The sequence below is a fragment of the Acinetobacter sp. YH16042 genome, assembly GCF_013417245.1.
GTDB classification, from domain to species: domain Bacteria; phylum Pseudomonadota; class Gammaproteobacteria; order Pseudomonadales; family Moraxellaceae; genus Acinetobacter; species Acinetobacter amyesii.
This window is the reverse complement of record NZ_VPEJ01000024.1, coordinates 28,719-51,454: the sequence shown is the minus strand read 5'-3', so window position 1 is coordinate 51,454 and position 22,736 is coordinate 28,719. Positions and strand designations below refer to the sequence as shown.

24 protein-coding genes are annotated in these 22,736 nt (G+C 41.1%); 11 read left to right on the top strand and 13 right to left on the bottom strand.

What is annotated here, in order from left to right; translation table 11 throughout:
- Positions 1–415 precede the first annotated feature (415 nt).
- On the bottom strand, positions 416–688 hold the full coding sequence (locus tag FTV37_RS14140; RefSeq protein WP_111886092.1) for a hypothetical protein: 273 nt from the start codon (positions 686–688) through the stop codon (positions 416–418).
- Between the two features lie 225 nt (positions 689–913).
- Here FTV37_RS14140 and FTV37_RS14135 point away from each other — a divergent pair, with 225 nt between their 5' ends.
- Positions 914–1,555, top strand: a complete 642-nt coding sequence (locus FTV37_RS14135) for a YitT family protein (protein WP_180064153.1) — start codon at positions 914–916, stop codon at positions 1,553–1,555.
- A 493-nt stretch (positions 1,556–2,048) separates the two neighbouring features.
- Here the strand turns inward: FTV37_RS14135 and tyrS are convergent, their stop codons facing one another.
- Entirely contained in the window at positions 2,049–3,281 is a 1,233-nt protein-coding gene (gene tyrS / locus FTV37_RS14130) for a tyrosine--tRNA ligase (protein ID WP_171262600.1), read from the bottom strand.
- A gap of 63 nt (positions 3,282–3,344) precedes the next feature.
- Here tyrS and FTV37_RS14125 point away from each other — a divergent pair, with 63 nt between their 5' ends.
- Positions 3,345–4,472: an anhydro-N-acetylmuramic acid kinase gene (locus tag FTV37_RS14125; protein ID WP_078189534.1), complete on the top strand. Its 1,128-nt coding sequence runs from the start codon at positions 3,345–3,347 to the stop codon at positions 4,470–4,472.
- Between the two features lie 56 nt (positions 4,473–4,528).
- Here the strand turns inward: FTV37_RS14125 and FTV37_RS14120 are convergent, their stop codons facing one another.
- The 3 genes from FTV37_RS14120 to purE all read right to left on the bottom strand — a co-directional run bounded on the left by FTV37_RS14120 (position 4,529) and on the right by purE (position 8,196).
- Positions 4,529–5,815: a lytic murein transglycosylase gene (locus FTV37_RS14120; RefSeq protein ID WP_180064152.1), complete on the bottom strand. Its 1,287-nt coding sequence runs from the start codon at positions 5,813–5,815 to the stop codon at positions 4,529–4,531.
- Between the two features lie 730 nt (positions 5,816–6,545).
- Positions 6,546–7,667 carry a 5-(carboxyamino)imidazole ribonucleotide synthase gene (locus FTV37_RS14115; protein WP_180064151.1) on the bottom strand — a complete coding sequence of 374 codons (1,122 nt, stop codon included), beginning with the start codon at positions 7,665–7,667 and terminating at the stop codon, positions 6,546–6,548.
- 16 nt (positions 7,668–7,683) lie between these two features.
- Complete coding sequence (gene purE / locus FTV37_RS14110) at positions 7,684–8,196, bottom strand: 5-(carboxyamino)imidazole ribonucleotide mutase (RefSeq protein WP_078189531.1); 513 nt, start codon at positions 8,194–8,196, stop codon at positions 7,684–7,686.
- Between the two features lie 632 nt (positions 8,197–8,828).
- Here purE and FTV37_RS14105 point away from each other — a divergent pair.
- Positions 8,829–9,176 carry a hypothetical protein gene (locus FTV37_RS14105; protein WP_257224349.1) on the top strand — a complete coding sequence of 116 codons (348 nt, stop codon included), beginning with the start codon at positions 8,829–8,831 and terminating at the stop codon, positions 9,174–9,176.
- Positions 9,177–9,201: 25 nt separating this feature from the next.
- On the opposite strand, the gene FTV37_RS14100 is transcribed toward FTV37_RS14105, so the two are convergent.
- Positions 9,202–9,498 carry a DMT family protein gene (locus FTV37_RS14100; protein WP_257224350.1) on the bottom strand — a complete coding sequence of 99 codons (297 nt, stop codon included), beginning with the start codon at positions 9,496–9,498 and terminating at the stop codon, positions 9,202–9,204.
- The gene (locus FTV37_RS17935; RefSeq protein ID WP_257224351.1) at positions 9,458–9,589 is read right to left on the bottom strand and encodes a hypothetical protein; all 132 of its coding nucleotides are present in this window, start codon (positions 9,587–9,589) and stop codon (positions 9,458–9,460) included. The genes FTV37_RS14100 and FTV37_RS17935 overlap by 41 nt, the downstream gene beginning before the upstream one ends.
- 225 nt (positions 9,590–9,814) lie before the next feature.
- On the opposite strand from FTV37_RS17935, the gene mpl reads away from it, so the two are divergent.
- Positions 9,815–11,179 (top strand): UDP-N-acetylmuramate:L-alanyl-gamma-D-glutamyl-meso-diaminopimelate ligase, encoded by a 1,365-nt coding sequence (mpl, locus tag FTV37_RS14095; protein ID WP_180064150.1) that lies wholly within the window; start codon positions 9,815–9,817, stop codon positions 11,177–11,179.
- 61 nt (positions 11,180–11,240) lie between these two features.
- On the opposite strand, the gene FTV37_RS14090 is transcribed toward mpl, so the two are convergent.
- From FTV37_RS14090 to FTV37_RS14080, 3 genes are all read right to left on the bottom strand, one after another.
- The gene (locus FTV37_RS14090; protein WP_180064149.1) at positions 11,241–11,711 is read right to left on the bottom strand and encodes a BLUF domain-containing protein; all 471 of its coding nucleotides are present in this window, start codon (positions 11,709–11,711) and stop codon (positions 11,241–11,243) included.
- A gap of 601 nt (positions 11,712–12,312) precedes the next feature.
- Positions 12,313–12,639, bottom strand: coding sequence for a GNAT family N-acetyltransferase (locus FTV37_RS14085; protein WP_257224348.1), 327 nt, complete (start codon positions 12,637–12,639; stop codon positions 12,313–12,315).
- 308 nt (positions 12,640–12,947) lie between these two features.
- Positions 12,948–13,253, bottom strand: coding sequence for a GNAT family N-acetyltransferase (locus FTV37_RS14080; RefSeq protein WP_347269446.1), 306 nt, complete (start codon positions 13,251–13,253; stop codon positions 12,948–12,950).
- 132 nt (positions 13,254–13,385) lie between these two features.
- On the opposite strand from FTV37_RS14080, the gene FTV37_RS14075 reads away from it, so the two are divergent.
- Both FTV37_RS14075 and FTV37_RS14070 read left to right on the top strand, forming a co-directional pair.
- Entirely contained in the window at positions 13,386–14,579 is a 1,194-nt protein-coding gene (locus FTV37_RS14075; RefSeq protein WP_180064147.1) for a sugar transporter, read from the top strand.
- A gap of 302 nt (positions 14,580–14,881) precedes the next feature.
- Positions 14,882–15,847, top strand: a complete 966-nt coding sequence (locus FTV37_RS14070; RefSeq protein WP_078194460.1) for a TerC family protein — start codon at positions 14,882–14,884, stop codon at positions 15,845–15,847.
- Between the two features lie 66 nt (positions 15,848–15,913).
- Here FTV37_RS14070 and FTV37_RS14065 read toward each other — a convergent pair whose 3' ends face one another.
- Positions 15,914–16,528, bottom strand: coding sequence for a nucleotidyltransferase family protein (locus FTV37_RS14065; protein ID WP_249748283.1), 615 nt, complete (start codon positions 16,526–16,528; stop codon positions 15,914–15,916).
- A gap of 208 nt (positions 16,529–16,736) precedes the next feature.
- Between FTV37_RS14065 and guaD the strand changes: the two genes are divergently transcribed.
- From guaD to FTV37_RS14050, 3 genes are all read left to right on the top strand, one after another.
- Positions 16,737–18,053, top strand: coding sequence for a guanine deaminase (gene guaD, locus FTV37_RS14060; RefSeq protein WP_078189518.1), 1,317 nt, complete (start codon positions 16,737–16,739; stop codon positions 18,051–18,053).
- 224 nt (positions 18,054–18,277) lie between these two features.
- The gene (gene hpt / locus FTV37_RS14055) at positions 18,278–18,805 is read left to right on the top strand and encodes a hypoxanthine phosphoribosyltransferase (RefSeq protein WP_078194457.1); all 528 of its coding nucleotides are present in this window, start codon (positions 18,278–18,280) and stop codon (positions 18,803–18,805) included.
- A gap of 178 nt (positions 18,806–18,983) precedes the next feature.
- Complete coding sequence (locus FTV37_RS14050) at positions 18,984–19,241, top strand: GlsB/YeaQ/YmgE family stress response membrane protein (RefSeq protein WP_078189516.1); 258 nt, start codon at positions 18,984–18,986, stop codon at positions 19,239–19,241.
- A gap of 79 nt (positions 19,242–19,320) precedes the next feature.
- On the opposite strand, the gene FTV37_RS14045 is transcribed toward FTV37_RS14050, so the two are convergent.
- Both FTV37_RS14045 and dmeF read right to left on the bottom strand, forming a co-directional pair.
- Complete coding sequence (locus FTV37_RS14045; protein ID WP_180064156.1) at positions 19,321–20,019, bottom strand: DsbC family protein; 699 nt, start codon at positions 20,017–20,019, stop codon at positions 19,321–19,323.
- Positions 20,020–20,132: 113 nt separating this feature from the next.
- A complete protein-coding gene (gene dmeF, locus FTV37_RS14040; RefSeq protein ID WP_180024969.1) occupies positions 20,133–21,089 on the bottom strand; it encodes a CDF family Co(II)/Ni(II) efflux transporter DmeF in 957 nt (318 codons plus the stop codon).
- A 56-nt stretch (positions 21,090–21,145) separates the two neighbouring features.
- On the opposite strand from dmeF, the gene FTV37_RS14035 reads away from it, so the two are divergent.
- Positions 21,146–21,412: a metal/formaldehyde-sensitive transcriptional repressor gene (locus FTV37_RS14035; RefSeq protein ID WP_078194474.1), complete on the top strand. Its 267-nt coding sequence runs from the start codon at positions 21,146–21,148 to the stop codon at positions 21,410–21,412.
- Between the two features lie 115 nt (positions 21,413–21,527).
- Positions 21,528–22,703 carry an MFS transporter gene (locus tag FTV37_RS14030; protein WP_257224347.1) on the top strand — a complete coding sequence of 392 codons (1,176 nt, stop codon included), beginning with the start codon at positions 21,528–21,530 and terminating at the stop codon, positions 22,701–22,703.
- The last annotated feature ends 33 nt before the right edge of the window (positions 22,704–22,736 follow it).

The following is a 22,736-nucleotide window of genomic DNA, read 5'->3' as shown; positions in this document are numbered from 1 at the left end:
GAAGCTGGACTTCGATAAACTTAACAACTCAACGCTTCGCGTTTCGTTCGTTTCCGTCTATCTCGTCGGTATGGGGTGCATTCTAGAGCATTTCAGAATCATTGCAACCCCCAATTCACTATATTTTTCACGTATGTATTTTTTATAAGCGTTTTTGCTAAAAAAATTGCACTTTTACCTATTTTTTAAGCATTTTTTATAAATTTTTAGCAAATAGTCGATATTTAATTAAGTAAATTTCTTATATCTAGCAAATCTTTTTCAGCGCTTTTAAATCTAATAAAAGTAGCTTTGATTATTTATTGATCATTAGTCTACTTTTCTTCCTCAAAGCACATCATTTTTTTCTGTCATCACACCTATTCAAGCTTTATAGACATTTTTTTGCGTGCATTTTTATATTTCCAAGCATTTTTTAACGTTCAAATGCTAAATGTTGCATGACTTCCAAGATGACTTGTTGCTTTCCACGGAAATCCTCGGCAGAAAATAGCAGCTTGGCACGTCGAGGGAGTTGTTCTCGTACCAATGCAAATAGTTGGTACTGTGCTGCGATATCCAAATCATGTAATTGTTGCTGCGCCTCACAAAATAATGCTCGCTTATACTGTGTGGTTTGGTGATCAAATAAATATCTCAAGATTCGATCAATCTGTTCATCATGATTATCGGTATTGTAATACGCCATGTTGTTGCTCTTTTTTGATTTTTGACCATTGTTCCATAAGGCCTGTTTTTGCAAAAATCATTTTAATTACATGCTTAGTCATTTTTGCTGATAAAAATACAGCCTATTTTATTTGAATAATCACTATTAACGATCACAGTCATAAAAAGCCACTATTTTTGGGCTTTAGACGCATAGAGCGCAGGCTGCGTTTTACGTACACTCTTTTTATTTTTTAGGTGCAGGATGCCAACACAGTTTTTTCCACGCTTATTCTTACTATTAGGCGGATTAGGATTTTTGGCTTTTGGTGTCGTACTCTCTATACATTCAAATTTAGGGACATCCCCTATTTCCTCGGTGCCCTATAGCTTTAGCTATATCTTTCCTCTCACCGTCGGCACATTAACAGTATTAATGCATATCGTCATGATCCTGCTGCAAATGCTAATCTTAAAATCACGCTTTCAGTGGATACAGTGGTTGCAATTACCCGTGGGAATTTTGTTTGGTGCATTTATTGACGGTTTAATGTGGCTGACCCAAGGCTGGAGCATAGAAAGTTACCCACTTCAACTCCTGGCTTGCTTGGCAAGTTGCCTGATTACTGCTTTAGGTGTGAGCTTAGTGGTCAAAGCCAGTCTAGTCTTCTTGGCCGCAGAAGGCCTCTATCAAGCCATTGCTGTTCGTTATCGCCTTGATTTTGGCAACTGTAAGACCTATGGCGACATTCTCTTGGTCAGTATTGCAGTTATCAGTAGTTGGCTGGTCTTACATCAAGTCATCGGAGTACGTGAAGGCACCATTATTACCGCACTTTTAGTGGGGACTTTAGTCAAGCGGATTTTACCTAAATTAAGCTTCATTCAATTTGGCTCTAAGCCCTAAAACCAAGCTCCATGAACATCTATCTGAGTAAAGACATTTTAAAGCTCGATTGAATCGGGCTTTTTTTCTGGCGCGATTAAAGTCTTTAATACAGAAATGAATGTGATTTTTGAAAGGAATAGCTCAATTTTACAAATAAAAAAGGGAAAGATCTCTCCCAAAATCTTTCCCTTAGAATTGAATCTTTAGTCGATCCATCGTGTAGTTATTATAGTTATTTGTTAACTCACTAAAAAAAGAGTCCCTTGGGGAAGAGACTTATAAAAAGTGGAGTTATCGTTATGTACCCTCTAGATGGTATATATCTCTCTAGATGAATAAATCTTATACATAAAATTCAAGAAATGCAACACATTTGGCAAAATTTAAGTGTTGTTTTTATAAGGTTTTTTTTGAATTTTCTTATTTATATTATTAATATATTAATTGGTAAAAAAAAGCAGGCCGAAGCCTGCTTTTAATTCAATAACTTAACTAAAAATTCAAGAATTTATTAGTCGGTAAAAGTTACTTTTGCGATCGCTTTTTTGCTCGCTTGGATAATCAAAGTTTTGTTTTCTGACACAGCATAACCTGCATCAACCACTTCCCAATCCACTTTCACTGCACCACGACCAATTGCATCTTTTGCTTGAGCTGCATTTTTAGTCAAACCAGCTTCACGCAAAATAGACGTAATGAATATTTCACCACCAAATGCGCCACGAGAAATAGTCACTTCTGGTGTACCTTCTGGAAGTTCACCTTCAGTAATCAAGTTGCCTGCACCTTTGTGCGCATTTGCCGCAGCTTCTGCGCCATGGAAACGCTCAACCAATTCAAGTGCAAGAATTTTCTTCACTTCTTGTGGATTACGACCTTCAGCCACTTCTTTAAGTAACTGTTGAATTTCTTCAATCGATTTAAAGCTCAACAAGTCAAAGTAACGTTCGATCAAATCATCTGGCATTGAAAGCACTTTTTGGTACATCGCACCCGGTGCATCAAATACAGCAATATAGTTACCCAAAGATTTAGACATTTTATTTACGCCGTCTAAACCTTCAAGAATTGGCACAGTAATGCACACTTGAGATTCTTGGTCATAACGGCTTTGTAATGTACGACCCATCAGCAAGTTAAAGGTTTGGTCTGTACCACCTAACTCTACATCCGCTTCTAGTGCAACTGAGTCATAACCTTGTACCAATGGATATAAAAATTCGTGAATCGCAATCGGTTGATGGCTGTTATAACGTTTAGTGAAGTCATCACGTTCCAACATACGTGCCACAGTTTGCTGTGAAGCCAACTGAATCAAGTCAGCAGCAGTTTTTTGACCAAACCACTCTGAGTTGAACACAACTTTAGTTTTCGCAGGGTCAAGAATCTTAAATACTTGTTCTTGATAAGTTTTAGCATTTTCTAAAACTTTTTCACGTGACAACGGTGGACGCGTAGCGCTCTTACCCGTTGGGTCACCGATCATGGCTGTATAGTCACCAATCAGGAAGTAAACTTCATGACCTAAATCTTGGAAAACTTTTAATTTATTAATCAGAACCGTATGACCTAAATGTAAATCAGGTGCAGTCGGGTCAAAACCCGCTTTAATTTTTAATGGGCGATTCTGCTTTAATTTCTTAAGAAGATCTTCTTCAGAAATAATCTCATGTGTGCCTCGTTGGATGAGGGCAAGTTGTTCTTCAGCCGGCAGGAAATTTGACATCACAAAATCCAAATAGATCAGTTATACAATTTGTGCGATATACTAACACTTTTTCAGCACATTGCAGGCTTAAGAATCATCATGACAGCGATCTACATTGGGGTAATGACCGGCACAAGCATGGATGGTGTCGATATTGTTGCTGCTTCTTTTGATCCTTTAGAGATTCATGCGACGCTCACACTTCCCTTTGACCCAGACCTTCGTGATGAACTGATGGCCCTCACCTTGCCTGATGACAACGAAATTGATCGTATGGGTAAGGCAGATGTTGCTTTAGCTCAAATGATCGGTCATGGCATTAATGAATTGATCGAGAAAAATCAGCTAGATCGTAGCCAAATCAAGGCGATTGGCTCACATGGACAAACCATCCGCCACCGTCCTGAACATGGTTTTACCCTGCAAATTGGCGACCCCAATATTATTACCGAACTCACTAAAATCCCTGTGATTTCAGACTTTCGCCGCCGCGATATGGCTGCGGGTGGTCAAGGCGCACCTTTAGTTCCTGCGTTCCATCAAGCGCTTTTCCAACATGACACCATTCACCGTGTGATTTTAAACTTGGGCGGCATCGCCAATGTCAGTATGTTACCTGCAGGCAAACCTGAAGATGTCTATGGCTTTGATACAGGCCCTGCCAACATTTTAATGGATGCATGGTGCGAACGGTATACTGGTCAGCCGTATGATGAAAATGGCAACTGGGCGGCTTATGGGCAACCCATTCGCAGCCTGCTCGACCGCTTACAAGCGCATGAGTTTTTCTCTAAAGAACCACCTAAAAGCACAGGCCGTGAAGACTTCAATCTTGAATGGTTAGATGAACAGATTCTCGATTGGCGTGGAGATCTCGAATATGACGAACTCGAAGATACGCCAGAAAACATTCAAGCAACCTTAATGAAACTCACCACACGTGCCATTAAAAAAGCCATTTACCGTTCTGACATGGATACCGGTGAAGTCTATGTCTGTGGTGGTGGTGCATACAATTCTCACCTTTTAGAGCAATTGCGCTGGCGTCTACGTAAACATGAATGGACGGTGCAAAGTACCGCAGATTTAGGCTTAAGCCCGACATGGGTGGAAGCCACTGCATTCGCTTGGTTGGCGATGCGCTTTGTCAATCAACTCAGTGCAAATTTACCAAGTGTGACGGGTGCTGCTGGCTATCGTATCTTAGGTACAATCACTGCGGTTTAAGAGTCAAAAACATATAAAAAAGGTCTGCAATTGCAGACCTTTTTATTATTGATGAATTAACGCATCATATTTTTCGCATTTTCATTGCGAAATGCGCGTAAAATCTGTTGCCCTGCACGTCCTGTTGGACTTAAACCCAGTCGATTTTGCTCTTGTCGAATGGCTTGACGGGTTTTATCTCCAATTAATCCATCCACTTTACCAATGTCATAGCCACGGTTAAGTAAAAATTGTTGAATCTCACGTCGTTCCGCACGTGAAGTGCCAGGATCATCGGTTGGCCATGTCGTTCTAAAGCCGCCCTTGCCTTGCAAGCGATCGGATAAATGCGCAATCGCTAATGCATAACTCTCTGCCGCATTGTAGCTATAGATTGCATCGAAATTTTTAAACACCAAGAACACAGGCCCACTTGCCCCAGCCGGTGCCATTAAACCTGCTTGGCTCGATCCAGAAAGGTTGCCTTGAATTAACGGCGTGCCATCGGCACGCTGCAAACCACGATTCATCCAGCTATCTAATGACTTTTTATTACGGCGACTTTCACCACTGATCGACATACCTTCGGGAATTTTTACTTCAAAGCCCCACGGCTGACCAGTTTGCCAACCACGCTTTTTCAGGAAGTTGGCTGTAGATGCCAAAGCATCCGTGGTGCTCGACACCAAATCACGGCGGCCATCACCATCAAAATCCACGGCCAGTTCTTCATAAGTACTCGGCATAAATTGGGTATGACCAAATGCACCTGCCCATGAACCTTTCAATTGTGATTCATTTAAATCACCACGCTGCAAAATCCGCATGGCTGCAAAAAACTCACCACGAAAATAACTTTGACGTCGACCCTCACAACTCAAGGTACCTAAAGACTGTAATAAAGGATAAGTTCCTGCAATATCACCAAAATTACTTTCCACGCCCCAAACCGCGACCACAGTTTCCGCAGGCACACCATAGGCTGCTGCCACACGGTTTAAGACTTCTCGGTGCTGCGCTAATTTTTGCTGACCGAGTTGCACCCGCTCTTCATCAACTAAACCAGATAAATAATCCCAGATCGGTGTGGAAAATTCGGGTTGATAGTTGAGCTTTTCAATCACAGAATAATCAGGTGTTAAATTTTGCGTATAGCGATCATAAGTTGATGCACTCACACCAGCATTCATTGCTTGCGAGCGCAAATTGGCTAAACAACCTTGAAAGTTATTTTGTGATGAAATGCTGCTTGTTGCAGGCATGCTCGACGAATTGACAGACTGCCCATTAATAATCAACTCGGCATTTGCCTGAGTTATTGCCAAAAAAGCAGTCCCGAAAACAAATCCTAAGTGATGCTTCATACCCTAGATCTTTTTTGAATTTAAATTGTTGTTTTAACAATAGCAGCTCAAAACAAAAGTTAAAGGTTCAAAACGTAAATTTAAATTCATATTTTCTACTTATTTAAATTCATTTTTAAAATTTGAATTCAAAAACAGTTATCCACAGCCCAGTTTTAAATTCATTCCAGCTCAAACCGTGGTTTAAATTTAAATTCAAAACTTTTAAATTTAAAAATAAATTACGTGCATAAAAAGTTATCCACAAATTCAAAATGGCGTGAAAATTCATTTTTATTATTAATAATCAAAATATTATAATTTTTAAAAGACTCTCTCTATAGATCCAATAAGGCTAAGCAACTTTTAAATTCAAATTTTTAAATTTAAACACAGCGCAATGAATTCATTTTTTCAAATTTAAATTCATAAACTTTGAATTCATTGTTTTTGGTATAGGATTTTTTGAATTCAAATTCATAGTTTAAATTTAAAAACACAGTTCGAATTCAAAACGCATTAGTTATTTTTGATTTTGATTCACATACATCACAGGCTATTGATACAGAAAAAACCATACGAAGATTAGCGCAGAATATTTATAAACGAACGAACACTTTATGATCAATAGTTTCTTATCGTTTCACCGATAAACGGTGTGATTTTGCAAAGAGGCGCAATGATGCCCGAACTACAGCAATAAAAAAAGCGGCCATGTGCATGACCGCTTTTTTATCATTCAAACTCAGGTTTAAATGGTCATATCTTCGCTAAGTGCCAATGGATTCGGCAAAATTTTCGCCAAAGCACGACATAAAGCTGTTAATTCAGCGGTATCGTTCGGCATTAAAGTGATGTGACCAATTTTGCGACCTTCACGCTCTGTTTTGTTATACAGATGCAAATGCGCGCCATTCAGTGCCAATACATCTTCAGATTTCGGATGTTGACCAATGATGTTTACCATGACCGTTGGACGAACAACTTCAGTCGAACCCAAAGGTAGACCTGCTACAGCACGAATGTGGTTTTCAAACTGTGAACACACTGCGCCTTCAATCGACCAATGCCCAGAGTTATGCACACGTGGCGCCATCTCATTGGCATATAAGCCTTTATCTGTCACAAACAGCTCTAGCGTCAAAACACCGACATAATTCAAATGATTGAGCAGGCGAGTAATGTAGTCTTGCGCAACTGGTTGTAAGTCTGCGCTGTTTGGCGCAGGCACAATCGAATGCGACAAAATGCCGTTGTGGTGGTGGTTTTCCGCCAATGGCCATGTTTTCACATCACCGTCTTGACCACGCACCGCAATAATTGAGACTTCACGTGAGAAGGTTACAAAGCTTTCCGCAATCAATTCACCAGCAGGGCCCAGTTCAGCCCATGCTTGATCCATTTGCTCAGCGCTACGTAGCACGAATTGGCCTTTACCATCATAACCGCCACGCGATGTTTTCAGTACGATGGGTAAACCCAGCTCAGCAACAGCGGCTTCCAAACTCTCTAAAGACGTCACAGCCTTATAGGGTGCAACTGGAATAGCCAACTCATCAAACAAGGCTTTTTCAGACAAACGATGCTGTGCAATCGCTAAAGCTTGGCGCGGTGGGTGCAATGCTTTATTCTTGGTCAACACATCAACATCTGCTAACGGAGTATTTTCAAACTCTAAGCTGAAAACATCTGCGCTCTGAATGAAATCTTGCAAACCATTTTCAGCTTGAGTCGAAATCACTGGACCCAGTGCTGCAGAAGGGCACTCAGTACTCGCTTCAAAGAAGGTGCATTGAATGTTTAAAGGCAATGCCGCTTGCGCCATCATGCGACCAAGCTGGCCACCACCAAAAATACCAATGGTTTTATCCATGAGAAATGCCCCTTAATTAAGCTTGACCCGGAATATTTTTACTCGCCACTTTATCGGTTTGCGCAGCACGGAAATCTGCAACATTTTTTGCGATTTCAGGACGCGTTAAACCTAAAATTTGTGCCGCCATGATCGCTGCATTGGTCGCACCCGCTGGGCCAATCGCCAAAGTACCAACTGCAATACCTGCTGGCATTTGCACGATAGACAGCAATGAATCCACGCCGTTTAAAATTGATGATTTTACCGGTACACCAAGTACAGGTAGGTCAGTCTTGGCTGCACACATACCTGGTAAATGCGCTGCACCGCCAGCACCGGCAATAATCACTTGAATACCACGATCACGTGCGGTTTCAGCATATTCGAATAATCGATCTGGAGTTCGGTGTGCAGATACAACTTCCGCTTCAAATGGGACGCCAAGCTGTTTCAGCATATTGGCAGTGTTTTCTAGAGTTGCCCAATCCGATTGAGAACCCATAATAATTCCAACGAGAGGAGTGTCTTGTGAAGCGGCCGCATTCATTGCAATGTTTCCAGAGATTAAAGTAAGAGAGAGTAAATCTCGACTAGAGCCAAGCTTTAATAAGAGCCCCATATTATAGACTGAAAATTCATCTCAATAAAATTTAACGGTTGTCTTTAAAGAGAAAACTCCATAATATTTTGATGAAAATATTTTTATTTTTTTCAATTTTATAAAAACTTTTATTAAATCAATATTTATAACTGATGTTACGCACATAAAAGTAATTTTGCATTTTTAAAATGATTTTTAAGCCTATTCGACGGAGTCTTACATCTTAGGGATTGAATAAAGGGATTAGCCTTCGGCTGGAGGTACTTTTGTTTCAGCAAAAGTACCCAAAACCATTGTCATCCGCAAAACTCGTTCACTAGCGTCTAATTATTCAAAAATATCGCAAAACATTTTTGATTAGAAGTAGTCCTGTCTCAAACACTTGCGGATGACCTTACCGCGTATTGTTCTTTTATTTGAATCAAATTACGCTCCTGATGTTACTGCGTAACATCAGTTTATAAGACACCTTAAACATAAAACAGATCTTTATCCTGCTCACTTTAGCCCTAAGCTCTCCGAGTTTTGCCCAACTCGTTCAACTCAATACGAGCCAATTTGAAAAAGACTTTAGACTCTTGCAGAAACAAAAAGGCTATAACGGCCAAATCAAGAGTAATGGCTACATCCACGAAAAATTTTTAGTCCCCGGAAAATCGATCATTAATGAACGTGAGCCGCTCAAGATGACAGGCTATTACAAAGCAGATGATGGCCGCGATAAAATGTATTCAATTTCAGAATATCGTGTGTATTGCGATGACCAAAGCTATGGTTTTGCTCTCATGAACTTTGAAGCAGACGGTCAAATGACTGTACTGACCAGTGAGAGTGATTATGCCTTTGACTATGAAGATCCCACTCCACGAGACCGTGAGTTTAGTAAAGTCCTCAAAAATGCCTGCAAACACGCCTCACTTAAATGATCAGCCCCATGCGGTATTGAATCAATTAAGCACTGCGAAATACAAAATAGACACATCCAAAAAGGCATAAACCTGCCAACAAATAGTCCAACTTAAAGGGTTGTTTAAAAAGGAAAATCATAAATGGAACAAAGACCAAGAGCGTCACGACTTCTTGTGTGATTTTCATTTGGCCCAATGACCACCCATGTTTGGCCAACAGTCGCGTTGCTGGAATCATAAAACTGTATTCGAGTAACGCGATCGCCCATCCAAATAAAATCGCTTGCCAAAGCGGTGCATCATGTAAAAACTTCAAATGCCCATACCAGGCCAAAGTCATAAAACAGTTGGAAATAATCAATAAAAACAGGGCAAGTGACATAAGCAATCAAGATCGCAAAAATTTGCGCATATTGTACGTTTTTCATCACGATTTCGCGCCTATTTTCCGTGTTTTTATCCTCAAGAAAATTGCGTACATTTGATCAGTTACGTGCTCAATCTTTTTGCACGATCTCATACAAAAAAATCTATCTTTTCGCTAAGACCCTTGCTATGGTTGCTCTCAAATGAAATTAACCTTTTCAACCAAATCTATAATGACAACACCACAATAACAAAGTGATGTGTCGATAAAAGCAGTGGAGTTAGAACGAATGCATCTGCATATCTTGGGTATTTGTGGCACCTTTATGGGTTCATTGGCGCTCTTGGCGCGTGATTTAGGACATAAGGTGACGGGTTCAGACCAAAACGTTTACCCACCAATGTCTACCCAATTGGAAAATGCAGGCATTACCTTAATGCAAGGCTATGACCGTAGCCACCTTCAACCACACCCAGATCTCGTGATTGTCGGCAATGCCATGAAACGTGGCATTGATGCAGTGGAATACATGCTGAACGAAGGCCTACCTTATATTTCTGGCCCACAGTTCCTTGCAGACCACGTCCTACAAGGCAAACATGTCTTAGGCGTTGCAGGCACGCATGGTAAAACCACAACCACAACCATGTTGGCATGGGTGCTCGATCAAGCGGGTTTAAACCCAGGTTTCTTGATTGGCGGAGTACCTTTAGGCTTTAGTGAAAGCGCACGTTTAGGCGGTGGTGAATATTTCTGTGTAGAAGCCGATGAATATGATTCGGCATTCTTCGACAAACGTTCTAAGTTTGTGCATTACCATCCTAAAACAGCAATTTTAAATAACCTTGAATTTGACCATGCTGATATCTTCGATGACTTGGCGGCGATTCAAAAGCAATTCCATCATCTGGTTCGTACTATTCCAAGTGAAGGCCGTATCATTGCACCCATCACAGAGACAAATATTGATGAAGTCTTGGAAATGGGCTGCTGGACACCTGTAGTGCGTACATCTTTAGATGCCAATGACAAATCTGAGCTGTATGCAGAACAATTGTCTGCTGACGGTTCACATTTCAAAGTGCTACAGCATGGTGTTGTGAAAGGCGAAGTCAAATGGAATATGACTGGGCAACACAGTGTAGCCAATGCTTTGGCAACCATTGCTGCGGCTGAACATGTCGGTGTTTCGATTGAAACGGCGTGTGAGGCGCTTTCGAACTTTGGTGGTGTAAAACGTCGTATGGAGCTTTTGGGTACCGTACGTGGCGTTGAAGTTTATGACGACTTTGCACATCACCCAACTGCAATTGATACCACACTGGAAGGTGCACGTAAGCGCTTGGGTGAACGTAAGCTTTGGGCGGTAATCGAGCCACGTTCTAATACCATGCGCATGGGTAGCCATAAAGATGGGCTTGCACATTCTGCACGCTTAGCAGATGAAGTGATTTGGTATCAACCTGAAGGTTTGGATTGGGATTTACAACCTGTGATTGAAGCTGCTGCGAATAAAGCTGTGGTGGCTCGTTCACTGGATGACATCATCCAAACCATCGTAAGCGAGGCAGGCGAGGGCGATGCTGTGGTGATTATGTCGAATGGCGGTTTTGGTGGTTTACATCAGAAGTTGATCAGTGCATTAAAAGCCTAAACCCACTAGATAAAATAAAAAAAGCCCGCTGCGCGGGCTTTTTTTTTTATTCACACTCAGCTTAAAAATAATGCTGATAGCCTCGGTTTTTATAGCCTAAATCCAGCTTAACCGGCTGTTCAACATTCTCTAATCTTAACAATGTCGTTAAAAACGCCTGAATTTGTTCTAGATTGAGCACGTCGGGTTGAAAGCTTGAATGTCCAAAGCGCTGAAACAAACTAGCAATTTCACTATGTCGGTTGACATATTTCATCGACCATTTTGAAAAATCGATTTGATCAATAGTTTGATCAGGATAACGCACAATATCCCGATGGCGAGTATCTTTCGCAATATGCTGAAAAAGCTGTTCGAGAGCCGCTTGCTCACCTTGCAAGCATTGGAAGAACCGGCCTTCGGCATAGTACAGCACGCCAAAAATACGCTGTTCGGTATTGAAGCTGCGGGCTCTCACCAAAATATCACTTAAATCTTGTATTAAATCAAATTGTTGTTCTACACGTGTACTGGCATAACAGAGTTGTATCATTGTGTTTATTCTTAAAGTATTTGCACGATTTTAACGTAGAAAGTTCTACAGGATGAGTAAATATTTGTATATTTTTTAATCAAATGTGCTTTTTAACTTACAACACAAAACCAAGATCACGTATACCGATATCACCTTCATTTTTTTAAACTTATACATATTAAAACAATGAAATTATTTCCATTTGAAGATGAATAAAGAGGCCGACCATGCTTAAAAATTTACTCATTTTTTTATCGATCACTTGTGTATATTTTGCTGCCTTGATCATACTGAATAATTTTGGCGTTTCAGATTTTTTTAATGTCGTTATTTGCTCATTTATTTTAGGAATAACACTGCGCACCGTGATTCCTCACTATCTTATTTATTTACTAATGATGATGACCATTGGCAGTATTTATTTCGTGCTGAATGATTTTGCTTTATTAAATATCATGTGTTTAAGCTTGGTTTTAGGAATATTGATCTGCTCGATTTTGTTACAATTGTGGCCACATATCGTCAAAACACCATCAACGGTGTTGAAACTCAAGCTCAATTGAGCACAAAGCAGTTTTTAAATTTTCATACTGATAAAACGCCCGCATCGCGGGCTTTTTTAGGCTTGAACATCGGCTAATGTCTTGTCTCGGCGAAACATCACCTCTACATAAGAACAGGTTGGAATAATTATTAAGTGTTTCTCACGAGCGAATTCCACCAAATGATCCAATAGTACACGAGCAACCCCTTGCCCACGTAAGGAATCATCTACCCACGTGTGATTTGCCACAATAGTGTGTTCATCACGCCATAAGTAACTCATTTCTGCAAGGCGTACACCCTCAGCATTTAACTGAAAAAATTCACCTTTTTGACCGTTATCTTGATGTTGCATAATCACTGTTTTTTCTTCCTTTTTATGAAAAAATACACCGTGTAACAAACGAGAAAGTGATTGGTACAGAACTTAAACGACCTATATTCAACTGTAGGTGATAATAAATCCGTACACCTTTCACATTAATTAAAAAACAATTAAATCACACTTGCCGGATATTTTTATTATGGACCTTTATCTTGTCGCCATCTTTGTATTACTCATTGCTGCAGCATGCTTGGTTGTATCGCTGTATAAATCACGATCTTAATTCAATTTCACAATTAGATTTCAAATAAAAGAACAGCCTGATCGCAATACGATCAGGCTGTTTTTATTTATCCAAATGATTAATCTACATCACGCTGTACAATTTAGCGTAGAACATCACGAATCGATTCATCTTTATCAAATACAGATTTTGCAAAAGGGCAGAGTGGAATAATTTTCACGTTCTTTTCCCGAGCAAAATTCACTGCTGCATCGAGGAGATGTCGTCCAACACCTTGTCCTCGCAAGCTATCACTGACATCGGTATGATCAATAATAAATTTATCATCGCCTGCCCATGAGTAAGTCATCTCTGCCAAACGCTCCCCATCTTGCTCAACAAAGAAAGCTCCTTTTTTTTGATCATCATCTTGTTGTACAAACATCTTAAATTTCCTCCATTTTTTTATAAATTGGCATGTAATGCAGGTCAACTCTGTTGTTTTTGTATTAATTTAAACCGCATGCACAGGGCTTAAATCTGTTCCTGCTCGTGTATAGAGCATAGTAAAATAAGCCACTTTATTTATTTGAAGACACTCATGTCTGCCTCTCCCTCCGAAACGGCTTCTTCTGGCTCTTGGACGGCTGTGATTGCTTTGGCTTTCGCAGCATTTATTTTTAATACCACTGAATTTGTACCTGTCGCTTTACTCAGCGATATTGGCAAAACCTTTAGCTTGGCAGCGACCGATGTCGGCATCATGATTACGCTCTATGCATGGGTGGTTGCTCCGATTTCTTTGCCGATCATGTTATTGACCAAAAATATTGAACGTCGTTCACTCCTGATTTGCTTATTTATGGTGTTTATTGTCAGCCATATTCTGTCGTATTTCGCATGGAGCTTTAATACTTTATTGCTCAGTCGAATTGGCATTGCTTTCTCGCATGCACTTTTTTGGTCAATTACTGCGTCGCTGGCAGTTCGTGTTGCACCGAAAGGCAAAGAATTTCAAGCCTTGGGTCTTTTAGCCACAGGCACAGCTTTGGCAATGGTTCTCGGTATTCCGTTTGGGCGGATGGTTGGAGAAGCCTATGGTTGGCGAAATACCTTTGCTCTGATTGGCATTGGCGCCAGTATCGTTTGTCTGATTTTAGCCAAAACGCTGCCAATACTGCCGAGTTTGAACTCTGGCTCGCTGAGCAGCCTAAAACAGTTTATTCGTCGTCCAAGCTTAATGATGGTCTTTGCATTAACCATTATCGTAATTAGTGCGCAATTTACCGCATATAGCTATATCGAACCGTTCTCGCTCAACATTGCTGCATTCAGCTCCATGCAAACCACCACGTTGTTATTAATCTTTGGTGCAGCAGGCTTTCTAGGTTCTTATCTCTTTGGAAAATTTGGTGGGAAATATCCCAAAGTTGCGATTCCTTTGAGTACAGCCACACTGGCTTTATCCATGCTGCTGTTGCTTCCTGTTTCTTTCAGTTTTGCAGGTGTAAGTGCAGTGTGCTTATTGTGGGGCATGAGTATCATTGGATTTAGTCTCGCATTACAGTCAAAGACACTACATCTCGCATCCGACGCCACCGATGTCGCCATGGCTATCTATTCAGGACTTTATAATGTCGGGATTGGCGGTGGTGCACTCTTGGGCGGTATCGTCAGCGTTCATTTCGGTTTGAGTTATATTGGTGTGATCGGAGGAATCATCGCGGTGATCGGCACACTTTTAGCCTTAGCGTTAGCACACCGTGGTGATTTTAACCCTCCTGTGGCACATTAAATGAATTCGCAAATTGCCGATTGCACTTTGTACTAAAAACTGTCATGCTTTGCAGCATATTTGGACAGTGTCCAAAACAAAATTTGAACAAGGGGAGTAGCCTCCTCCAAACGTAAACCTTGTTTTACGTGTCAGAATATCGTCATTACACTTTGCAAAAAGTCGGTATCTGAGCATCGCTGCTGAAAATCATTACAGTACGATGTAGGCAAGACCTTGATCATGTTGTCTCAGGCGTTTTATTTCGTCTGGCAACTGGTCGAGGTTTTTTTATGGCTGGTTGTTAGATGTGGAGAATACACATGGAAACGATTGGCTCTTTATGGCTATATCTGGCATTTTTCGGTTTAGTCACCATCATGCTACTCATCGACTTTTTAGGCTTTAAAAATAACAAAGGCCAAGAAATCAAAGTCAAAACCGCTGCCTATTGGAGTATTGCATGGGTCTCTGTGGCTACCTTATTCGGTGGTGCATTGTGGCTCTACTTACAGCAAACCGCTGGTGTCGCTGTTGCAAACACCAAAGTCATGGAATATTTCGCTGGTTATCTGCTCGAAAAATCACTCGCAATTGATAACGTTTTTGTCTGGCTCATGATCTTTGCTGCCTTCGCCATTCCACCTGCTTTGCAGCGCAAACTATTGCTCTACGGTGTACTCGGCGCAATTGTACTCCGTACTATCTTTATTTTTATTGGGGCATGGTTCGTTCAAGAATTCTCTTGGGTGCTGTACATCTTCGGTGCATTCCTAGTGTATACCGGCTTTAAATTCCTTAAAGGCCAAGACGAAGAAGATAAAGATATCGAAGATATGGCGATTTTGAAGTGGCTACGTAAACACATGCGTATTACCCCTCAGATGCATGAAGATAAATTCTTTGTTCGTCAAAATGGTGTCTTATGGGCAACGCCGCTCTTTTTAGTGTTGATCTTGGTTGAAGCATCGGACGTCATTTTTGCGGTTGACTCAATCCCAGCGATCTTTGCGGTTACCTCTGACCCATTCATTGTACTGACGGCAAACTTAATGGCGATTTTAGGTCTACGTGCAATGTTCTTCCTCTTGTCAGGTGCTGCATCGAAAATGCATTACTTACCATATGGTCTGGGCATTATCCTCGTGTTTATTGGCGCTAAGATGCTATTGCTCGATGTGTTCCACATGCCAATTTGGATTTCACTCGGTTTTATTGTGGTGACCTTAACCATTACTGCATGGTTATCAATCCGACACAGTAAGAAGTACCATCAAACCACGTTATAAAACGCTTAGATAAATAAAAGCCTTCTTTCGAGAAGGCTTTTATTTATTTTGTAACAAAGCCATGAACTAAGCTTCAGGCGTCATCAAGAGTTTGAGTTTCGGCCAACGTTGTAAAAATTGTTTCTCTTCTATACGTTGCAAAAAAGTCGCTCGACTAACTAAGGTTGAATTCCAACGCAGTTTTAATTCAAATAAATCAGCTAGTCCAAATGGTGCCACGATTTCTACTTGATCAAGCTCATTTAAACGGACGGCAACAGCCGTTGCAGTTTCAACCCACAAAGAAAGGGCATGGGAAATCGATGTTATGGGCAAAATAGAATCACCATTGTCTAAACGATACCAATGATGCACCAAAGCTTGGTTGGTCACATCCCACTGTATCAATGGAAAGAAAGACTGCATTTCTTTTTGGATCTGATCACTATGAGCACCGTTATCCTCAGCATCATAAAATATAATATCCACCTCAGTATGGGACAGTGTATAGCTGTGTTGGTGTAGCACTGACCACAGCATATTTCGAATGACACCTGCGGCAATATACGCACTGGCATCCACCAAATAAAGCTGCTTTAAAATAGACATGATGCCGTCATGTTGCTGAATCAGTTGCTGCAAGCGCTCAACATAAGTGGCTTCAAGCTGTGATTGATTCACAGGATGCATTGGATGGGACATAGATACACGGTTGAATTCTATTCTTTGATTCGATTTAGCCTGACACAAGCGCATTGATTTAATCAATCGCTTTGAAAAAATGACATGCTCTCGACATACATTAATGGCTGTTCGATGTTTTAGAACATGATCCTCTAATTACAACAACGCCTTTTCTAGCCAAATTAAGCTACAATCAACCGAAAAAATTCTAAACTGCAGGTATGTCATGTCTTCTGTTATCGCATCTACAGCGATCCGTGGTCGCTTTCTAGATATTCAGAATACAGTTGCCCAAGCACGTGAAATTCACGACCAAGTGCGCTATTTCGAAGATGGTTTGCTGATTACGCAAGCCGGAAAAATTCAATGGTTCGGTCCATGGTCTGAGGGACAACACCATCTCCCAGATCAGGTTGACGTACAGCATTATCCAGATCAATTGATTGTTCCGGGTTTCATCGACACCCACATCCATTATCCACAAACGGAAATGATGGGGGCTTATGGTGAACAACTGCTGGAATGGCTTGATACTTATACCTTCCCAACCGAAATCCAATTTGAAGATCCGGCTTATGCAGAGCAAATTGCACAGTTCTTCGTAAACGAGTTACTCAAAAACGGAACCACAACAGCCTTGGTTTTTTGTACCGTTCATCCACAATCGGTCGATGCTTTATTTAAGGCTGCAGAACAGCATCAGATGCGCTTAATTGCCGGTAAAGTGATGATGGATCGACATGCACCTGAAGCATTATGTGACACTGCAGAGAGTGGCTATAACGACTCCAAAGCACTCATCGAAAAGTGGCATGGCAAGGGCCGTAACCTTTATGCCATCACGCCTCGCTTTGCCCCAACCTCAACGCCTGAACAATTGGCACGGGCAGGGGAGCTAAAAGCCGAGTATCCCGATGTTTATGTGCATACACATTTGAGTGAAAATAAAAATGAAATTGCGTGGGTCAAATCATTATTCCCTGAGCAAAACGGCTATTTGGACGTTTATCATCATTATGGTCTGACCGGATCACGTTCCGTGTTTGCGCACTGCGTGCATTTGGAAGATGCCGAATGGGACTGTATGCATCAGACCAACTCTGCCATTGCGTTTTGTCCAACCTCAAATTTGTTCTTAGGCAGTGGTTTATTTCCATTAAAGACAACATGGGAAAAACAGGTGAAAGTCGGCTTAGGCACAGACATTGGTGCAGGCACTTCATTTAACCAACTGCAAACCATCAATGAGGCCTACAAAGTTCAACAACTTCAAGGTGATAAACTGTCCGCATTTGAAGCGCTGTACCATGCCACGTTAGGGGGAGCAAAAGCCTTAGACCTAGAGGACAAACTTGGAAACTTTGATTTGGGCAAAGAAGCAGATTTTGTGGTGCTCGATTTAAAAGCCACGGCTTTACAAGCCCTACGTCAACAACGTGCCAAAAATCTGGAAGATGCTTTATTTGCCCTGATGCTGATGGGTGATGATCGTAATATCCATGCCACCTATGTGTTTGGACAATGTGCGTATGTCAAAGCATAAAACGGCTCGACCGAGACGAAAAACAGCGTTGAAAATTGGACTGATTGCCGTCGCTTGTCTGTGCTTACTCAAGCGTGACAGCACTTCCAAGAAAAACTGATTACATTTTCAACGGCAAAAAAGATGCATCTGCGCGCCAGATGTATTAAAATTGGTTCATCTTTAGAGGTGTTGCAAGTCAACACCTTTTTTATTTTTTGATTTGCTTTTTTAGGTATCTACCCATGTCTGTTCAAATGAGCGTACTGATTTCCACTGAAGAAATTCAAGCTAAAGTGAAAGAGCTTGGCGCAAAAATTGATGCACACTATGCTAACAGCGACAAAGAGTTGGTGTTAATCGGTCTTTTACGCGGTTCTGTTATTTTTATGGCTGACCTTTGCCGCGCAATTTCAAAACCGCATGAACTCGACTTCATGACCGTTTCAAGTTATGGCGGTGGGACCGTATCTACTCGTGATGTAAAAATCTTAAAAGATTTAGACGGTGACATTAAAGATAAAGATGTCTTGGTGGTTGAAGATATTATCGATTCAGGAAATACCTTAAGCAAAGTCCTAGAAATTTTACAGACGCGTAATCCAAACTCAATCGAGCTTTGTACTTTGGTTAGCAAGCCTTCACGTCGTGAGATTGAACTCGAAGTGAAATTTTTAGGTTTTGAAGTCGAAGATAAATTTATCGTAGGCTATGGTCTGGACTATGATCAAAAATATCGTCACATTCCATTTATTGGGGAAATTGGTCTCTAAGCAAGATCAGATACTTAAGAGTGGCCAAAGGCCACTTTTTTTTATTTTTTGGTTTGTTTTGAACAAAAAAACAACAGTTTTTTGCATGTTTAGGCTGTAGCTCAGCTTAGTTTTGATTAAAGATAAAGATTGAACATGTCGTAAAAAACAAATACATGATAACAAAAGGAGAGTTACTATGTGGTCACTCATTGTTGCGATTGTTGTTGGTTTTATTGCTGGTTTAATTGCACGTGCGATCCATCCTGGAGATGACAAAGCCGGTTTCATCATGACCACCATTCTCGGGATAGCAGGTTCCTTACTTGCAACCTATGGCGGACGTTTATTAGGTCTGTATGGAGAAAATTCTGCTGCAGGATTTATCGCTTCCGTTATTGGTGCGATCATCGTGTTGTTTATCTATAACCTTGTAACGAAAAAAACCCGCGTCTAATTTTTATAGCACCATTAAAATACCCGCCTGTAGACGGGTATTTTTTTATTTATATTTTATTCATGACGTACAGCTGAAATTATTTGATCTCTTTTAACATCGATTCTAATTCAGCAGCAGGGTAAGCACCAGTTAAGATCGAACCGTTGGCAAAGACGATTCCCGGTGTACCACCTAGTTTTAAGCTTTTTGCTAATTTTAAATTTCGCTCAATCGGGTTTGCACAGCTTTTCGCTGACTTCGGTTGAATTCCCTTATTGATTAAATTATTCCAGGCCATAGCAGGGTTTGACTCACAAAAAATCTGCTTCGATGGCGCCAACGACTGCGGTTTTATCGCTGTGACAAAAGTATAAATGGTCACATCATTGAGTTTTGCCAGTTCTACTTCAAGCTTCTTACAATATGGGCAATTTGGGTCAGAAAAGATCGCGATTTGGCGCTTCCCATTCCCCCTGACTGTTTTAATCGCATCTTGTAATGGAAGTTTATTCCACTCAGTTTTTTGCTGACTGAGGATCAATTGTTTGGTCAGATTTTTTTGATCTTTTAAACGAATCATAGAACCTGCGATCACATAATCCGCATTTTCACTCAAATACAAAACTTGATCTTCAACAAAGCCACTATATATGCCCGGCATTTCGGTACTTTGAATATTTTCAATTTTTAAACTGGGGTGCTTTTCTGCCAAGAGCTTTTGAACCTGTGCCGCATCTGCTAAAGCAAAAGTCGAAAGGGTGGTACTCAACGCCAACACACATATTTTTTTCAACATAGACCGAACTTCAACATTTAATTGATTGAGCATTCTAAGCCCTAACGTGTGAAAGTCTTGGGCTTTTTTCAGTTCATTACGCAATAGCTACATGCCGTTTCACGTGGAACATATTACGCTGCATCAGGTGAATTAATTTCAACAGACACATGCACAATTTCTTCATGAATCGACAGCGCTTGACGCACTTCATCTGCGCTCAATGCCTGACTGGTTTCTAAAGCTACAATACATGAAAACTGACCTTTACCCACTTTCCACACATGTAAATCGGTTACATCGACGTCGACAGGCAATTGCATTAAAACCTCTCGAATCTCATCAACGACAGGATGATCCATTTCTGCGTCCAGTAATGTTTGTCCAGTTTCTTTCATCAGCCCAATGGCCCACTTACCAACAAGTACCGCACCAACAATCCCCAATAGCGCATCTAAAAATCCCCAGCCCATCCATTTTCCAGCAAATAAAGCCACAATCGCCAACACTGAAGTCACCGCATCAGCAACCACATGCATGAAGGCTGCTTTCTGATTGAGGTCGTGATGATGATCATGCTGCTCTTCATGGCTATGCTGGTGATGATGATGGTGATGGTGATGGTGATGGTGATGGTGATGGTCATCATGCAATAACCAAGCACAGATCAAGTTCACCACCAGACCTAAAATCGCAATAGGGATTGCTTCGTTATAATGAATTTGGACCGGGTTGAATAAGCGTTCCACCGAATGAAAGGCCATAAATGCAGCAACGACCATCAATAATATCGCGCTGCTATAGCCCGCTAAAATTTCAATTTTCCAAGTCCCAAAACTAAAACGAGCATCTTGGGCATAGTGGCGTGCCGCACGATAGGCAAAATAGGCCAAGCCTAATGCCAACATATGTGAACTCATATGCCAACCATCTGCCAATAATGCCATCGAATTAAAAATCCATCCGCCAATGACTTCTAACAACATCATGACTGCCGTTAAAATGGTGGCAATTAAGATCCGTTTTTGTGCGAGTGGATTACCTTCATCAAATTGATGATGATGAATTCGGATGGATGGGGAAGTTTTCATTAGGTTCTATGCTTAAATATACTCCCCCATAGTATATTTATTTTCGGGAGAAAGTGTTGAGTCATTTACATCAGGACAAAAAGATTTTAAATCGGGTTAAACGCCTACAAGGTCAGGTCAATGCGGTTGAACTGGCTTTACAGCAACCCGAAGCAGGGTGTATCGAGGTTTTACAACAGGTTGCGGCCATCAAAGGTGCTGTAAATGGATTAATGAATGAACTCATCGAAGCACATTTACGCCATCATGTATTGCCTCAAGATGCTGAAATTAATGAAGCAGAACTGGAAGAATTTGTAAAACTGCTTAAACGCTATGGATAAAGTTACATCTGTGATTTGACCATGGAAAACAATCGGCATTAAACTGAGCCCATATTTCCTTCTTTCTCATGCAGCACAATATTGACCCTATTGACTGTACCTCTGCGACTTTAAAATGACCACATCTCCCTCTTGGCGACCGTTTATCATGGTGAGCCTTGCACTCTGTATGGGCACTATTGGTACAGCGCTAGCTAGTCCTCTGTATCCCATTTATCAGCAACTTTGGGGACTGCTGCCGAGTCATATCACCTATATCTTTGTTGCCTACATGTTTGGTTGCCTAGCGACCTTGCTGTTTTTAGGTCGTACCAGTAACAGTTTTGGTTTTTTAAGAACCCTGCAAATCGGTATGGCGTGCATCATCTTAGGTTTAAGCTTGTCGGTGTTTGCCAGTAATGCGCTGTGGTTATCTATCGGGCGCTTTATTATCGGGATTGCCTCGGGTTTAATCAGCACCTCAGCCATGCTGGGCTTGGTCTATACCATTCCTGAACAGCATAAAAATAATGCTCCACAGTTGAGTTCAATCATAACCGTGATTGGTTTTGGTCTTGGCCCATTTATTGGTGGAGTGATTGCTCAATTTTCGGAACAGCCTTTAGTCACCCCTTATATCCCTGTGATCTTTGGGGGTTTGGCGTGTCTAATAGGGTTATTTTTTATTCGTACACCGAATTTTGAGCCACAGCCTTTTTCAGTGGCACCACATTTGGAATTGCCTGAAAAGCGTGATCATTCACGATTTTATATCGCCGGACTGACTGCCTTTTGTGCCTTTGGCTCCTTCAGCTTATTTGCATCACTCGCACCCTCTTTCGTTAAAGATGCAATCCCATGGCATGGCCCTTTGGTCAGTGGTAGTGCCATTGCAAGTATCTTGCTGGTTTCCGCTGTCGTGCAATTTATGGCGAAATCGATTCCTTCTGCAAAATGTGTAAATACCGGCTTAATGGTATTAATACTGAGCTATGCGCTCCTTGCGCTATGTATGACCCAACATTGGAGCGCATTGTTTTTTATTAGCGATGTTTTAGTCGGTGTCGGGCATGGTCTGGGGCTTTTAGGCGCATTTGGCTTAGTTCATCAAATGACCAACAATCAAAACCGTGCTGCGGTGATCTCGACCTATTTATTTATTGGATATCTAGGCACCATTATTCCAATTATTGCAGCCGGCTATTTATCTGATCATTTCGGCTTAATGGTCGGTGTTTTAGGTTTTTGTATTGGCGTAGGCTTATTGTGTATCGGCTTATTGTTTTGGCACCGCAGTCTGAACACTAATTAACCATTGAACTTATTCAAGAAGCATCTTGTATTG